The organism is Acinetobacter sp. C15 (assembly GCF_013420645.1).
Taxonomy (GTDB): domain Bacteria; phylum Pseudomonadota; class Gammaproteobacteria; order Pseudomonadales; family Moraxellaceae; genus Acinetobacter; species Acinetobacter indicus.
In genome coordinates this window covers 25,301-40,923 of record NZ_VOXR01000025.1, presented here as the reverse complement: position 1 = coordinate 40,923, position 15,623 = coordinate 25,301, and the positions used below count along the sequence as shown (strand labels likewise).

Annotated in this window: 17 protein-coding genes and 1 pseudogene; 6 read left to right on the top strand and 12 right to left on the bottom strand. The window is 44.2% G+C overall.

The window, feature by feature from the left end; all coding sequences use genetic code 11:
* Positions 1-122: 122 nt before the first annotated feature.
* Positions 123-349, top strand: a pseudogene (locus FTT63_RS10575) (transposase domain-containing protein); the annotation flags it as partial.
* A 58-nt stretch (positions 350-407) separates the two neighbouring features.
* On the opposite strand, the gene FTT63_RS10570 reads toward FTT63_RS10575, so the two are convergent.
* The 5 genes from FTT63_RS10570 to FTT63_RS10550 all read right to left on the bottom strand — a co-directional run bounded on the left by FTT63_RS10570 (position 408) and on the right by FTT63_RS10550 (position 4,919).
* Complete coding sequence (locus tag FTT63_RS10570; protein WP_180192260.1) at positions 408-1,154, bottom strand: IS5 family transposase; 747 nt, start codon at positions 1,152-1,154, stop codon at positions 408-410.
* A 263-nt stretch (positions 1,155-1,417) separates the two neighbouring features.
* Positions 1,418-2,218 (bottom strand): sulfite exporter TauE/SafE family protein, encoded by an 801-nt coding sequence (locus FTT63_RS10565; RefSeq protein WP_180192259.1) that lies wholly within the window; start codon positions 2,216-2,218, stop codon positions 1,418-1,420.
* A gap of 41 nt (positions 2,219-2,259) precedes the next feature.
* On the bottom strand, positions 2,260-2,751 hold the full coding sequence (locus FTT63_RS10560) for a flavin reductase (RefSeq protein ID WP_160232475.1): 492 nt from the start codon (positions 2,749-2,751) through the stop codon (positions 2,260-2,262).
* Between the two features lie 109 nt (positions 2,752-2,860).
* The gene (locus tag FTT63_RS10555) at positions 2,861-3,889 is read right to left on the bottom strand and encodes a methionine synthase (protein ID WP_180192258.1); all 1,029 of its coding nucleotides are present in this window, start codon (positions 3,887-3,889) and stop codon (positions 2,861-2,863) included.
* A 43-nt stretch (positions 3,890-3,932) separates the two neighbouring features.
* Positions 3,933-4,919, bottom strand: a complete 987-nt coding sequence (locus FTT63_RS10550; protein ID WP_016658148.1) for a DUF1852 domain-containing protein — start codon at positions 4,917-4,919, stop codon at positions 3,933-3,935.
* Positions 4,920-5,578: 659 nt separating this feature from the next.
* Between FTT63_RS10550 and FTT63_RS10545 the strand changes: the two genes are divergently transcribed.
* Entirely contained in the window at positions 5,579-6,586 is a 1,008-nt protein-coding gene (locus tag FTT63_RS10545; RefSeq protein ID WP_180192257.1) for an OmpA family protein, read from the top strand.
* 153 nt (positions 6,587-6,739) lie between these two features.
* Here FTT63_RS10545 and FTT63_RS10540 read toward each other — a convergent pair whose 3' ends face one another.
* A complete protein-coding gene (locus FTT63_RS10540) occupies positions 6,740-6,949 on the bottom strand; it encodes a hypothetical protein (protein WP_180192256.1) in 210 nt (69 codons plus the stop codon).
* On the bottom strand, positions 6,946-7,434 hold the full coding sequence (locus tag FTT63_RS10535) for an Abi family protein (protein ID WP_227554655.1): 489 nt from the start codon (positions 7,432-7,434) through the stop codon (positions 6,946-6,948). The genes FTT63_RS10540 and FTT63_RS10535 overlap by 4 nt, the downstream gene beginning before the upstream one ends.
* A gap of 9 nt (positions 7,435-7,443) precedes the next feature.
* On the opposite strand from FTT63_RS10535, the gene FTT63_RS10530 reads away from it, so the two are divergent.
* Entirely contained in the window at positions 7,444-7,839 is a 396-nt protein-coding gene (locus FTT63_RS10530; RefSeq protein WP_075166718.1) for a transposase family protein, read from the top strand.
* Positions 7,787-8,257: a transposase family protein gene (locus FTT63_RS10525; RefSeq protein ID WP_180192255.1), complete on the top strand. Its 471-nt coding sequence runs from the start codon at positions 7,787-7,789 to the stop codon at positions 8,255-8,257. The genes FTT63_RS10530 and FTT63_RS10525 overlap by 53 nt, the downstream gene beginning before the upstream one ends.
* Here FTT63_RS10525 and FTT63_RS10520 read toward each other — a convergent pair.
* The 4 genes from FTT63_RS10520 to dsbD all read right to left on the bottom strand — a co-directional run bounded on the left by FTT63_RS10520 (position 8,216) and on the right by dsbD (position 12,634).
* A complete protein-coding gene (locus FTT63_RS10520; protein WP_227554654.1) occupies positions 8,216-8,788 on the bottom strand; it encodes an Abi family protein in 573 nt (190 codons plus the stop codon). The genes FTT63_RS10525 and FTT63_RS10520 overlap by 42 nt on opposite strands.
* A gap of 271 nt (positions 8,789-9,059) precedes the next feature.
* The gene (dsbG, locus tag FTT63_RS10515; protein ID WP_180192254.1) at positions 9,060-9,800 is read right to left on the bottom strand and encodes a thiol:disulfide interchange protein DsbG; all 741 of its coding nucleotides are present in this window, start codon (positions 9,798-9,800) and stop codon (positions 9,060-9,062) included.
* A gap of 12 nt (positions 9,801-9,812) precedes the next feature.
* Positions 9,813-10,655, bottom strand: a complete 843-nt coding sequence (locus FTT63_RS10510) for a TlpA disulfide reductase family protein (RefSeq protein ID WP_180192253.1) — start codon at positions 10,653-10,655, stop codon at positions 9,813-9,815.
* Entirely contained in the window at positions 10,652-12,634 is a 1,983-nt protein-coding gene (gene dsbD / locus FTT63_RS10505) for a protein-disulfide reductase DsbD (RefSeq protein ID WP_180192252.1), read from the bottom strand. The genes FTT63_RS10510 and dsbD overlap by 4 nt, the downstream gene beginning before the upstream one ends.
* A 109-nt stretch (positions 12,635-12,743) precedes the next feature.
* On the opposite strand from dsbD, the gene FTT63_RS10500 reads away from it, so the two are divergent.
* Together FTT63_RS10500 and FTT63_RS10495 are read left to right on the top strand one after the other, a co-directional pair.
* The gene (locus tag FTT63_RS10500) at positions 12,744-13,415 is read left to right on the top strand and encodes a response regulator transcription factor (protein WP_171431915.1); all 672 of its coding nucleotides are present in this window, start codon (positions 12,744-12,746) and stop codon (positions 13,413-13,415) included.
* 2 nt (positions 13,416-13,417) lie between these two features.
* On the top strand, positions 13,418-14,809 hold the full coding sequence (locus FTT63_RS10495) for an ATP-binding protein (RefSeq protein WP_180192251.1): 1,392 nt from the start codon (positions 13,418-13,420) through the stop codon (positions 14,807-14,809).
* Between the two features lie 23 nt (positions 14,810-14,832).
* On the opposite strand, the gene FTT63_RS10490 is transcribed toward FTT63_RS10495, so the two are convergent.
* Positions 14,833-15,606, bottom strand: a complete 774-nt coding sequence (locus FTT63_RS10490) for a hypothetical protein (RefSeq protein WP_180192250.1) — start codon at positions 15,604-15,606, stop codon at positions 14,833-14,835.
* Positions 15,607-15,623: the final 17 nt, after the last annotated feature.

The window sequence follows — 15,623 nt, the reverse complement described above, 5'->3', positions numbered from 1 at the left end:
AATGTCAACGATGTATAACCGGGTGCCGAATGGCGCCTTAGCAGAGGCTTGAGCCGTGTGCTGGGAAACTCGCATGCACGGTTCTTAGGGGGTTGGACGTAGGTAACTGCGTCTGACTACCCGACAACCAAATGCGACCTTGGGCGTTAGGACGCAAGAACTGGCTGTTTGCGGGCTCGCTGCGTAGTGGTCAACGAGCTGCCAATATCATGACTTTAATCCAGTCAGCAAAGCTGAATGGACTGGATCCGTATGCTTTTTAAGTGATGTGCTGAAAAGGTTACCGACACATAAAGTGACTCAAATAGAAGAATTACTGCCACACTGCTGGAAACCTGAACCGAATTAAAAAATAGCGATGGGGTTTAGCGGACGCTTACTGATCAAGTTTAGGGTCTGTTGACATTTCATAATGGTAGCCAAATAAAGATACAAGCTAAGGCAACAGAATTTTCATAGCTTTGCTTTAGCTTGTCATAGCGTGTGGCAATTCCTCTAAATTGCTTTAATCTAGCAAAGGCATTCTCAATTAAATGCCTGATTTTATAAAAATACCGATCCACATGATCATTATTTGAAAGCGTATTGGATTTCTTGGGAATATTAGCTTGAGTCCCCGTTTTTTCTATCTGTTCTCTCAAGGATTCAGAGTCATACCCCTTATCGGCACAGAGAATTTCTGTCTCATTCAGATCTATGCTATTAATTAATTTCGGTGCCACTTTTACATCATGGGTCGTACCATCCTCTATCAAAAACTGAACAGGGTTCCCATGAGAATCAACTGCCAAATGAATTTTAGAACTATTTCCACCGATACTTTTTGAGATAGCCTGATCCTTGATTCCTGTAGCATGCTGATGAGCCCTCACATGGCTAGCATCAATAAACACCCACTCTAGATCAGCATCAGATGAAATTAACTTAAATATTTTTAATAACTTATTATCTTTCGACCACCGGGAAAATTTCTTGAATATGGAGTTTGGCTTTCCGAAGGCAGCAGGTAAATCCCGCCACGGGCAGCCTGTACGGATTCTATAAAGAATAGCTTCAATAAAATTTCGAAGATTTTGTTTGAGATAAATACGAAAATTACGGAAAATGTTTTCTAACTTAGCCCAGTGTTGATCAGTCAATATTGTACGAGGCATAGCGAGGAGTAGATTTGGTTTGGCGATTAAATTCTACTTTTTCGCTATTTTTTTTGCACAGTAAATGTCAACAGACCCTAATATTTATTGTTCTATTTTTTAATTGAGGTAACCGACTTCTTCTAAGTAAATCAAGTAATCCAAATTGAACAGGAAGCTCCTTCTAAAGATAATTATTTAGATCATGAATCTGCTAAGAAGCATACGCTCTATAATCAAACCACTATTATGAGCGTATTCGTTATCTTCCAATTGCCTTCAGCTTAACCCAAACCCTTAACCAGAAAGAAACAGCCCACAATCACCAATAACACGGCGAAACATTTTTTCAGGATTTGTGGCGATAATGCATGTGCTGTTTTCGCCCCAAGTTTGGCAGTAAAGAAACTCATAATGCTAATACCAAGAAAAGCATAAATATGAACAAAGCCAATAGTATTGGGCACATTCACCTGCGCCTGCATCCCAAAAATCATAAATCCCAAAGCACCGGCAACTGCAATGGGGAAACCACAGGCTGCAGATGTGCCTACTGCCTGTTGCATGACCACGCCATAACGGTTGAGATACGGTACGGTCAAGCTGCCACCGCCAATCCCAAAGATGGCTGAAGCAAAACCAATTCCCGAACCTGCAGCGATTTGTTGACCGGTTGAGGGTAAGGTTTTCCCCTGCTCTACCGGCTTTTTGCTACCTATGAACATGGTATACGCTACCCAGATCAGAAAGATTCCTACCACAATCTGCAAATGTAAGCCTGAAATTAAACCGGCAATCCCTGCACCGAAAAAGCATCCAATGGCCATAGGCGGAGCTAGATGTCTAAAGACTGGCCACAGCACTGCCTCGTTCTTATGGTGCGCCATCAATGAACTGATAGAGGTGATCACAATAGTTGCTAGCGATGTACCTAAAGCCAAATGCATAATCACATCCGGACTATAACCCATCTGCATAAACACGATATATAACAGTGGTACAATGATTGTTCCGCCACCGACCCCAAACAGCCCAGCGGCAAAACCTGCGCATGCCCCGATAATTAAAAAAATGATAATTTCCACGAAATACTGACTGAATAATTTGAAATTAAAGACAAGGCGCCTTAAGCAAGTTCCAGCTCACCAACCTGATGATAGGCACGATTAAAATACACCAGACCATGTTCTTGCTGACTGTGCTGAATGGCCAGCACACGGCACATAAAAATGCTATGCGTACCCACCTGCTGAATCTGCTCAATCTCGCAATCAAAGCTGGTCAAGGCATCTGTTAACACCGGCGCGCCGGTTTCCAGCTCAGTCCAGGTTCCATATTGAAAGCGCTCTTCAGACTTCATTTTGGAAGCAAAGACATTGGAGATCTGCTGATGCTGCGCGCCTAGCACATTCACGCTCAAGACTTTATTTTCAATAAAATGGGCGTGTGAACGTGAGGTCTGATTCATGCAAACCAATAAGGTCGGTGGTGTATCGGTTACACTACACACGGCAGATGCGGTAAATCCATGCACACCAGATGCCCCAGCCGTGGTCACCACATTGACCGCGCTGCTGAGCAAAGACATGGCATTTCTAAAGTCTGCTGCTTCAATCATCACCGGATTCCTTCATTTTCTTGGGTTATGCTTGAAATGGTTGTTAAGCGGATGGGCCAGATGTTTTCCATCCATTCCCATCAGCTCTGCCACATGATGTACCTGCGCGTTAAGCACTCAATTCTTGACGCACAATATCGGCGCCAGCGCTTAAAGCACGCAGTTTACCTTGCGCCACCTGACGTGATAACGGCGTCATACCACAGTTGGTCGATGGATAAAGCTTGTCGGCATCGACAAATTGCAAGGCCTTACGCAAGGTATTGGCCACTTCTTCTGCGGTTTCAATCTGGTTGGTGGCCACATCAATAGCGCCAACCATGACTTTTTTGCCACGGATCAGCTCAATCAGGTCCATCGGTACGCGCGAGTTCTGGCATTCCAGCGATACAATATCAATTTTGGATTGTTGCAATTTCGGGAATACGGCTTCATATTGTCGCCATTCAGTGCCTAAGGTTTTTTTCCAGTCGGTATTGGCTTTAATGCCATAGCCATAACAGATATGCACGGCGGTTTCGCATTTCAGTCCTTCCAGTGCGCGTTCCAGTGTGGCCACGCCCCAGTCATTGACTTCATCAAAGAACACGTTAAAAGCAGGTTCATCAAACTGGATAATATCGACCCCAGCGGCTTCGAGTTCCCTTGCCTCCTGATTCAGGATTTTGGCAAATTCCCAGGCCAGTTTTTCACGGCTTTTGTAATGACCATCGTACAGGGTATCAATCATGGTCATTGGACCCGGCAAAGCCCATTTAATTGGCTGAGTGGTCTGGCTGCGTAAAAACTTGGCATCTTCCACAAACACCGGCTGTTTCCGGGCCACCTCACCGATCACCGAAGGTACGCTGGCATCATAACGGTTACGAATACGCACCGTTTCCCGTTTTTCAAAATCCACACCTTCGAGATGTTCAATAAAGGTGGTGACAAAATGCTGACGGGTTTGTTCACCATCACTGACAATATCAATCCCGGCCAGTAACTGTTCATGCAGTGACAGGCTCAAGGCATCCTGTTTGGCTTCACGCAGTGCATTGCCTTCAAGTTTCCACGGCGACCAGAGTTGTTCCGGTTCCGCCAGCCAGGACGGTTTCGGTAAGCTGCCTGCGGTTGAGGTTGGGAGTAAAATGCTCATCTCTAATCTTTTATCTCTATACGTTGAATTAATATACGTTGAATTAAGCAGCGTTGGTTGCTACGGCGTAGCTGGCAGCCCACTGTTCCAGAATGTGCTGATACGGTTTGATAAAGTGTTCTTCTGTCCATTTGCCCTGTTTTACGGCCAGCTGGCTACGTTCGACACGGTCATAGACAATTTGCGTTAAGGAATAATCCGGGTACTCAAGACTAGGTTGATAGACCTGACCAGCAGTCGAGTTGGCATTGTAAATTTCAGGACGATAAATCTTCTGGAAGCTTTCCATGGTGCTAATCGCGCTGATTAATTCAAGATCGGTATAATCTGCCAATAAATCACCGCTAAAATAGAACGCCAAAGGTGCAGCACTATTTTCCGGTTTAAAATAGCGAACAGTTAAACCCATTTTTGCGAAATAATGATCTGTTCTTGAGTATTCATTTTGCTGATATTCAACCCCTAACACCGGATGAATATTGGCGGTACGATAATAGGTTTTGGTGGTCGATACGCTCAGGCAGATCACCGGCTGTTTATTAAACTGTGACTGGAACGCCTCGGAATTCACCACGTACTGATACAGCTTGCCGTGCAAATCACCAAAGTTGTCAGGCATTTCCCCGGCTTTATGGCCTTGGGACAATAAAAGCACGCTAAAGTCATAATCACGCACATACGATGAAAAACTGTTTCCGATCATGCCTTCAATACGCTGATTGGTACGATGATCAACAATCGTCGATTTCAGCATTTCAATGGCTGGAAAGGCGTTACCATTGCCTTCGACATCAAGATCTGCAGACACAATATCAATTTCCAGTGAATAACGGTCACCCTTCGGATTATCCCAATGTGCCAAGGCATTAAAACGGTTATTGATCATGCGCAGCGTGTTACGCAGGTTCTGTTCACGGCTTTCGCCACGCGCCAGATTGGCAAAGTTGGTTGTTAAACGGGTACTGTCCGCTGGTTGATAGTTTTCATCAAAACGAATACGTTTAATTGAACATGCAAACTGTTGACTCATCTGTTCCACCGCTTTAAATATCTAAAAATAAAAATCTGAATGTCTTTCTGGTTTTAGTTATACGTGAACCCTAAGATGAATAAAAATGATTTAATCTAAGTTAATAGTGAATTAAATTCATGTTTTGATTTGAATAGCGTTATTTAAGGCGAAAATATAGAAAAATAGACTGCCCTATGAGTCATCAATCGAGTCCAATTTTTCTTGCTGGAAAAAGGCCAAAAAGCTAGATTTAGAATCAAAATAGATTTTTTTAATTTTAATAAAAACAATTATTTATAATTTTTATTGTAGCTAAATATCTTCACATTTTGTTGAAGAAAATGAGCTTCTTGATGGAATAAAAAATTGGCTCGCCTAAATATTTGGATCTGGTCTGTTTAGGTCAAACGGCGCTTATATAAAAATGTCTATAAAAGCATCAACATGAATTTGGCTCAGTTGAAGATGAGGAAAAATCAAGGGGTTTAGCTTGTAAATGATCAGTGATTTACCTTCCTATTAAACGAATAGATGCAGTGTTCTTCTGTAGCCCAATTTCCTTGAGAAACGACTTTGCGACTTTCAGCTTCTATAAGAAATGAAAATTTAAACCGGCTCAGCTATACTGTTTAAAATATAAGCAGAATATTGAGATCAGTAAAATAAGGAAATATCTGATGACTTTTCAAAAAACAATTTTGGGGCTAAGTTTAAGTTGTGTACTGGCACTTATGTATGGCTGTACCAAACCGGCTTCTGATCAGGCTGAAACTGAAGTCAGTACTTCTGAAATCACATCGGATTCAAATGAAACTGCCAAAGCCAGCCCAGATTTTGATCTGAATAACATCCCCATTTCGACCGCAGTGCTTGGCGAGTTTCCTTATATTGAGTTACCACAGGGTTATCGCTATCAGAATGATGAAAATCGAAAGTTTGAACGTGTGCCGTTTTGGACAGGACATGACTTTCACTGGGTTGAAGGAAAACTGTTTAGTTCGGGTATTAGCGCTGAATCAGATTATAAAGAAGGCAGTTATTTAGAAATACAGCGTAATCTTGATGCGGTAATTAAACAGCTTGGCGGTGTAGGAGTTGCCAATAGTCAAATCCCCAAAGAGCTTGCCAATAGTCTGCCTGATGCCATTCGGGTGCAACATGGTTCAGGTTTGGCTGATATTTATAATTACCCTGCGCAAACGTATGTGATTCGACAAGCGGATAAAAATATTTGGTTCCATTTGGCGCAATCTGGCAACTATATGGGTTTAATGGTAGCGGAAAGTCGGCCCTTAAACATCACTGCCAAAGCACTGACGTCGAGTGCACTGAAACAAAGTCTAGATCAGAACAGTAAAGTGAGTGTGCAAATTAACTTTGCCACAGATCAAGCCGAGATTTTGCCAGACTCACAAGAACAAATGGACCAGATTATTGCTTTACTGAAAGATAATGCCGATTTAAAGCTTGGCATTTATGGACATACTGATAATACAGGTGATGCAGCACATAATTTAAAACTGTCTGAGCAACGTGCGCAAGCTGTAGTTGCTGCCCTAACTAAAGCAGGCATTGATACAAATCGTCTGACAGCCAAAGGTTTTGGGGATACTCAGCCTGTTGCAGATAATGCGACTGAAGATGGTAAGGCGAAAAACCGTCGGGTGGAGTTGGTGAAATTATAAAAGTCTAAATACTAAAAAGACCGCAATATAGCGGTCTTTTTTACATCTTTTTATAAATGGTATCACGGCGGTCAACGTCTAAGACAAGCACCACAATTTTGGCGTCAATGACTTGATAGACTAAGCGATACGCGGTTTCAGCTTATCAAACTTTTAAGTGCGGTTTTTGTGAACTCGAACTCTTAAGTCATCTAAAGTTATCCTGATAGTGTCTTCACTTTTCGCTTTTTCTGCTAGTTGTAATAAATAAACCTCATCCATAACACAATCTTTTAATATTATTTTTGTATTTTCCAAAATGCGATTTTGACGATCAGGGCTACGACCGTCTAAAAATTCTGGTATTTTTTTACCATATTTCATAAGCTCCAAATAGGATGTTCTTCCCAATTATCAGGAAAACCCATTGCAACACGCCAATTTTCATCTTTCACAATAGGTTTTAAGAGTTTATTCAATTGATTGCACCACTCTGAATCAAATCCTGTCGGTCTTAGCAAGGTTTTTAAGATTAAGAGTACATAGAAGATACGTTTATTCGTCGGTGTAATCGGTGATTGCCAATTTGGATCTTTGTCAGCTTTAGATTTAATTGCTAATTCTTTATTCCATAACCGTCCATGATGGGCACAAATATTTCTTACATAGGTCAATATATGCAACCATTCAGCTAATTTTTCATGATGCAAAGAAAAATACTGTGCGATTGCTTTCTTATCTTCTTTATTATTTGCCTTATTATTTATTAAACCACTATATAAAAATGACAATAGATCTCTTTCATAAATCAAAAAACGATCTTCTTTTTGGTTGATATTTGCACTCCAGATTTCTTGGCATTCATGCATAATCTGCGGATGAAATACATCGATTCAAACAAGCTTTCTGATCCTCAGTTCAAGCGATACACGGGCATCTCATGGTCAACCTTTGATTTAATGGTTGAGCAATTGAAGAAACATGTCCCTGCCAAAGGCAGACCGCCCAAGTTAAGCCTGGAAGACCAGGTTCTGCTCTGTCTAAGCTATTGGCGTGAATACCGAACATTGTTCCATGTCGCAACAAGTTATGGCGTGTCAGAGCCCACAGCCTCAAGAATTGTCCGTCATGTTGAAGACTGCCTGATTCGGTCCAATCTCTTTAATTTATCCAAAGATTTACCCGAGGGCGAAGGCATCGATTGGAATGTTGTGATCGTGGATGCCACAGAAATTCCAATCCAAAGGCCTAAAAAAACAGAAGAAAAGCTATAGCGGCAAGAAAAAGACCCACAGCTTCAAAGTACAGGCCATCATTCATTATCAAACTCAAAAAATCCTGAGTTTATGTACGAGTCGTGGTGCCGTACATGATTTCGAACTCTTCAAACGTAACTTGAATCAGATTCCTGCAGGTGCATTTATCCTTGCGGATAAGGGTTATCAGGGAATTTATACAGTGTATCCAAATAGCTTGTTGCCATTAAAAGCAAAGAAGCGCTGTAAACTGGATTCCGAACTAAAAATCTATAATCAGGAAATCAATAAAAGAAGAATTGGAATTGAGCATGTATTTGGCAGTTTGAAAACCTTCAAAATTCTTGCTGAGCGATATCGCAATCGAGGCAAAAGACTAGCATTAAGATTCAATCTAATTGCTGGAATTTATAACTTGGAGCTGAGTAAAAAATGACTTATGAAAGAAATCTATTGAACCAAAACTTAAAACTTCAGTCAGCATCCAGATTGGGATTTGAGGAAAACCATCATAATTTTGTTGAAAATGCTGGATGAACGTATCTTTAGAGCGTCCAACTTCTTTGTTGCATGTTTCTACAAATTTTCTATGGTTAAATTTGGGATAAAAATTTTGTGCATTGTAGATACCAAATGCACCATATTGATGACCGAGATAATACGTTAATTTCGTTCGTAAAAACGTTTCTATAATTTCGATAGCACCGAATATTTGTAATCGTAATTCAGTATCAAATTCATATAATTGCACAATTTTTTCAAACGAAGTGCCCGGCTTGAATCGATCTAAGACATTATTTCCTGACCTTATTCGGTAAGGATACCAATATGCACTTAAGCGATAATAACCATATTTTGCCAATATTCCTTCAGCCCAAGCAACATTATGAATACTCAATCCTTTAGACTGTAGATGATGCACTTGCTCAGCATATGATAAAGGCTTTTTATTATAAGGTTTTAACATAATTCACTAAAATCGAGGCATAAAAAACCGCCAAGGTTGCGCGGACTTCAAAAGAAGAACTAAGCGTGGCGGCTGTATTAAATACATAATAGCGACAATTGTCATTATTAGCAAGTTATGATCAAAAACCGCCCTTAGCGACGGTCTTTTTTATATCTAATCTCCTCTACCCCCTATTTATTAAAGAGGTGAGGAACAGCATTCCGCAAGGGGAGAATTTTTAAGCCACAGGTGATAACCTAAACAACATCTGCCATTGTTCATGAACCTTTTACTTCTCAAAAATCACTCTTAAATCCTCCGTCATCCCTTGGGCGGACTTAAACTCGCCTTGCTGGTTTTTCCACACCATTGACGGCGTGGCAAAGAAACCATATTTAGCCATCAGTTCCTGATTGGCATCTATTTTTGCAGCAATATCAGCAGGGATATTCTTGGTAATTTTTAACTTGTTTTGCCCTTTGTTGGCATTGTAACTGGTAAATACCTGCTGCGGATTTTTAGCCATCAGCATGGTCGCCACTTGCCCGCGGCTCTCATCACGAATGACTGCCACCTGAATATGTCTAAGCTGTACCTTCCCCGCCTTCACCCACGGACGTGCCTTTTGCCAGAAGGTATGGCAATACGGACAATTCGGGTCTGAAAATACATATACAATCCGCGGCGCATCTTTTTGTCCATCCTGAATCCAGGTGGAGTTCTCCAGACTTTTCCAGACATCATCCAGCACGGCGTCTTTAACATGGGTTTCAAGCGCTTTGATGGTCAGGTTCTCACCCTTGGCATTGTGCAAATCGCCAATAATGTAATATTTCTGGTCATTGGAAATAAACACGGTCGCCGGACTTTGCTGCATATGCCCGGCCCATCCGGTCATTTGCTCTGGCGCTTCAATCTGCTTGATAAATTTAAAGCCTTCCTGCTCAATCTGTTTTTTCAGATCAGTTTGGGCAAATGCTGTTGTATTTAACAGCAGCAGGAACAACGCAGCGGGATAGATCATTTTCATAAGAATTTCCTGTTATTTTGAAGATGGAGCAGAAAGATCGTTGATATAGCGACGCAGCATCGGCTGGGTCAGTTCTCCCATATGCCGATGCACGAGCTGTCCTTGCGCATTAAAGAACAAGGTGCTTGGCAAGCCGTACATATTCATCTGGGTGGCCATGTCACCTTGAGGATCAAACAGGACATGCTGGAAATTAAAACCATGCTGACGCAGATAATCCTGTACCGTGTCAGTCGTTTCGCCCTGATTCAGCATTACAAAATGAATGTCCGGATAATCCTGCTGGGCCTGATGTAAAACCGGCATTTCCCGGTGACACGGCGGACACCAGCTGGCCCACAGGTTGATGACGGTCGGTTTGCCAACCCAGTGCTGTAGCGGCACCTGTTGCTGCTGTAAATTTTGAAATTGCAGGTCAGGATACTGATTCTGCTGTGGTAAAACCGTTTGAATACCCCAGTTCAGACAAAGCTGGATCGCAACAAATAGCGCGATCAATATCGCTTTAGGCAGATTGGCCAATGCCCGGTTTTTCCATAAAAACCACCCAATGCCGGCAATCAATCCGCCATAAAAATGAAAGCCTTTGTCCTGAATTTTGATTATATCCAGTGGTGTCGCCAGATAAAGATCGGCATGCATTAGTACAAAAACCAGTCGTGCGGCAATTAACCCCACCCAGAATGACGTCCACAAGCTGTCACTAAAGATGCGCCAGCTAGGTTCAGGCCATTGCTGTTTGTGTCTGAAATATCGCCCTGCCCCATACACCAGCACTAAACTGGTGAGCAGCAGCACCATCTGCCACGGCAACATTAGTGGGCCCATATGCAGCGCCGTTGCAGAAACCATCATGGCGTGTTCGCCTGCTGAAGTTGCTGCAAGCGCTGAATAAGTTGGGTCGCGGTAAAGGTGCCGGTTAAACGTAAAGTACGCTGTTCCTGCTGCTGGCTGTCCAGGAAAATCATGGTCGGTGGGCCAAGAATCTGCCAGTCACGCAGTAATGCATCTTGAGATGGATGATACTCGGTTAAATCCAGTTTAATCCGCACCACATCCTGCAAGGCTGCCTGTACATCGGTACGTGGCAGGACTTCATTTTCTACCGGTTGACAGGCCACACACCAGTCGGCATAGACATCAATCACGATACTGCGTCCACTGTTTTGCTGTAGCAGCTGTGCCAGTTCCTGCTGGGTATGCACCTTTTGCCAGCTGAGTGTTTGTTGGGCATGGACTGCACCCATCTGCTGAAGGCCATGTTGAATATGCCAAATACTAATAGCGGTCATGGCCAGCGCCAGTACAATAACGCCAACACGCGAAATTTTCCCTTGCAGATGTCTGCGGATTAAATCGAAGCAGTAAATCGCCAGTGCCAGGAAAATAATGCCCATCAACAGGAAATAGGCCACAGTCGGCAGCAATGGGCGGGCGAAATAAACCGCCAGCGCCAGCATTAAAAAGCCGAAACTGAATTTCAACCGGTCCATCCACAAACCCGGTTTCGGTAAATATTTGGCGCCAAATACAGCGGCAATAAATAAAGGAATCCCGAGGCCCAGACCCAGTACAAACAGATAGGTCGCGCCAAGTACCGGCTGATCCAGTTGCGATACAAACAGCAAGGCACCGGCCAAAGGCGCACTCATACACGGACCTACAATCAGCGCGGAAATCATCCCCATTAACGCAGCACCGACCAGCGTACCGCCCTGCTGTTTTTGCTGCCATCGGTCCAGTCGTTGTAATAAACCTTGTGGTAAGGACAGCTGATACACCCCAAACAGGTTCAAGGCAAACAGGATAAACAACACCGCAAAGATGCCAATAAAGATCGGGCTTTGGAACCAGCGCTGGAAACTATAGCCCAGTTGTGCAACCGCCAGTCCCATCACCGCATACACTGCGGCCATACCCAGCACAAAAGCCAGCGCAATCAACGCAGCACGATAACCACGATGACGCTGTACCAGAATACCGGACAGAATTGGAATCAGTGGCAAAGAACAAGGTAAAAAGGCCAGTAAAATACCAAAACCTAAAAAAATCAGCAGATTAAAAAATAAATGATGTTCCGAGAGTAAATTGAAAAAATACTGGTCATTGTTCCATTCAGATTGTAATGATGCGGTGGCTGCCGTTTGTGTCTCGCCTGCGATTTCACGGGCCGGCACCGGATTAGACGCTACGACTGAAATTTCTGAAGCTGCGATAGCATCGGTGAGTTTTGTCGGCTCTGTATTCTCTTCTACGGCAATCGCTTCATCTTCAATTACATTTGCTTCTACTACAGCTGGTGTGGTTGTCAGCGCTGTTTTTTCAGGCTTACTGGGTGCTGCTTCAATTTTAGCCGGTGCATCCAGCGCGACCGGTTTGGCAGCGCTTAATAAACGCCGTTCGCTTGAAGGTGCATCTGACTGGGGCAACAAGCCTTGCGCATCGGTCTGAATGGTGGCGCGTTGCACCGGATAACATAAACCGCTTTCGGCACAGCCCTGCCACTGAATTTTAAATTGCTGGTTTGGCGCGACCTTAATTGTAGTCTTGACCTGATGATAATGCACCTTGGTCTGGCCAAAGGTCGGATCGTTCTTATCTTCCGGGACTGGCAGCTGTAATTTTAGCGCACCGGCATCGCTACGCACCTGCAGCTGATCATGATATAAATAATAATCCTCGGCGATGGTCCAGCGCAGTTCCGCCTGATCATCACTAATAGAACGCGCCTGAAACTGAAACGCCTGATCGGGTGGCAAGAACTCCTGCGCCTGTGACCAGACTGGCCAGAATGCACAAAGAACCACAAGCAAAGCACTTACACGCGTAATCATGACGTCCATTTTTCTGTAGAAAACCCGATTCATTATTAAAAAGATTAAATTAAGAGAACATTAACATAGCTCATTATTTATAAAATAGGATTTCAGGTGGAGAGTAACTATGTTTGTGGTTCTGGTCGAAGATGATCCTTATATTGCCCAAAGTATCTGTTCAGCGCTGGACTATTTAAATATTTCAGTTGAGCATGTGGCTACTGCGCGTGCTGCCGATTATTTTATCCGGCAAAGTGCGGTCGACCTGTGCCTGCTGGATTTGGGCCTGCCCGATCAGGATGGTCTGGAACTGCTGCAGCAGTGGCGTCAGGATAAAATTCATCTGCCGGTACTGGTTCTAACTGCCCGGCATCAAACCCGGCAATGTGTAGAAGCCTTAAATCTGGGGGCCGATGACTACCTGACCAAACCCTTTGAACTGGATGAGCTGATTGCCCGTATTCATGCGCTGGCACGGCGTAATCGAGGTTTTTCTTCCAATCTGTTACAACTGGGCGATTTGCAGTTAAACCGCGATACCCAGGAAGTGACGTTCCAGCAGCAGCCGGTGACTCTGTCACGGCGTGAATACAGCCTGCTGGAAACCCTGATGAGCCATCCCAACCAGATTTTAAAAAATGAACAGCTGCTCGATAAACTGTATGGCTATCAGGACAGTATCGAGAGCAACGCGCTGAATGTGCATATTTATCATTTACGCCAGAAACTAGAGCCGCAGCTGATTCAGACCATTCGTGGTGTGGGCTATATGTTTAAAGTACCGGAAACCGAGAGCTGAATATGCAGAACTACAGTTTAAAATGGCGGCTGGTCAGCATGTTTATGGTGGTGTTTCTTAGCCTGTGGAGTCTGGTGTTTTGCTGGCTGTATTATGATTTGCAGCAGCGGCTGCAAGATACGCTGGATCAGCGCCTGTTTGCCTCTGCACAAATGGTGGCGCGGCTGATTCAGCATTTGCCGCTCCAGGAAATTAATCCTGACTCCTTAAAACAGGTGGCCGAACAGTATCATGCGCAAAACCTGATTGCCTGTGAGGTGTCGGTGTTTAGCTCGGATATTACCCTGGGACCCTATGTGGTGGCCCGTACCCGCGGTGCGCCGGCACAGCTGACCGGGCAGCAACCGGGCTTTAGTACCTGGCAGGAAAATGGTGTGGAATGGCGCAGTTATGTGCTGCGTAAAGGCGATATTCAGGTGGTGGCCGCAGAACGGCTGGTGCTTAGAGCGTCGTTATTGCAACAGATTCTGCAATCGGTGCTGATTCCGCTGGTGTTATCGCTATTGATCTGTATGGCGCTGGTGATTCATATTTTGCGTAAAGAATTCCGCCCTTTAGATGATATGGCCCAGCAACTGGCAGATAAGCAGCATTCGCTGTCAGATGCCGCGCATTATCTGCAACATCTGGATGCGCGCAAAATTCCCAAAGAAGTCCAGCCTTTTGTCGATAATTCCAATCAGCTGATTCAGAATCTGCATCATAGTCTGGAAAATGAAAAACTGTTTACCGCCTATGCCGCGCATGAACTGCGTAGCCCTTTAACCGCAATTAAAACTCATGTACAACTCAGCCTGATGATGGTTGAACAGAATCCGGCGCAGGCCAGCAAGCTGATTGAAAACCTGAAACAGGCCGAAAACAGTATCTGGCGCTATCAGCAGTTGCTGGAACAGTTGTTATTACTGAGCCAGACCGATCATGACGCTGCGCAAGCCGCCCCAAATTCGGAAACCACCGAAGTCGCACCAGTTTTGAGGCAAGTGATGGAAGAATTAAGTCCGGTTTATCCACATTTAAACACTATCTTGCAGGTCGATTGGGAAAGTCTGCAGACCCTGCAACTACCACCGCTGAGCTTGCAGACCATCCTGAAAAATCTGCTGGAAAATGCCCTGTTACATGCCCAAGGCTTAAGCCGAATTGCAATTGCCATGCATGATCAGCAACTACTGGTACAAGATGATGGTCAGGGGCTGACTGGCGCTGAACTGACCCAGATGACCCGGCGCTTCTGGCGTAAATCTGCCCAGCAACAGGGTCATGGTTTAGGGCTGGCTTTGGTGAAAGCGCTGCTCCAACATCATCACTACCAGATGGATTTAAGCCTGAACCCGCCTCAGGGTTTAAGCATTCGCATTCGGCCGGAGCAACCCTCTTCCACGCTCAATTAAAGGGTTGATGCTTGGGGACTAGATTAGAAGCTATATCTTAAGCCCCAAACCGTCTGATTTTTCTGTTTGATTTTACTGCGGTCATAGCCACCCAGAATGAAGTCGGAAAAGACATTCACATTCGGCGCAACTGCATAATCCAGCCCGACCGAGGCAAAACGAAAAGCGGTATCGGTCTGGGTATCTAAAAATTCCTGACCTTCATATTTGCCGGAGTCATTAAAATAGGAACCTGCAACGGCCAGATTTCCAGTTAATTTGTCGCTGAGCTGATGGGCATAGTTCAGGCTGACATAGGTATCGCCCTGATTCATATACACCACATCATATAAATAGGTCGACACGCCGAAGGTTAGTGTAGCTTGCTCATTCAGGTTTTTACTGACACGCAGGCCCAGTTCATTGGAGGTGGTGCTGTCCCCACCCGGATAATAATAGGTCGCATTCCACAGATCCCAAGTGAGGCCTTTAAAATCTGACACATGCCCGACAATAAAATCATGTTCCATTTTATCGGTGCTGTATTGCCGGCCTTGTTGTAAATCGCGGTATGAATAACCCAGTGTACTGCCCCAATAAGCAGCGTAAAAATTTCCATAGCCCAGGGTTAAAGAGGCCTGCAAAGCCAGGTCTTCATTTTCTGGTGCATTGGTCAGACCGCGCGACACATATTTAGATACTGCGGTCAGCTGACCAGACACATCAATAGAGGAAGAGGATGCATCATTGGCCCAGCTGGACATGCTGATACATGACAGACACCCGGCGGCGACCACCGTTCTTGTAAATGGAATCATTGTTTTAAAATTTAACC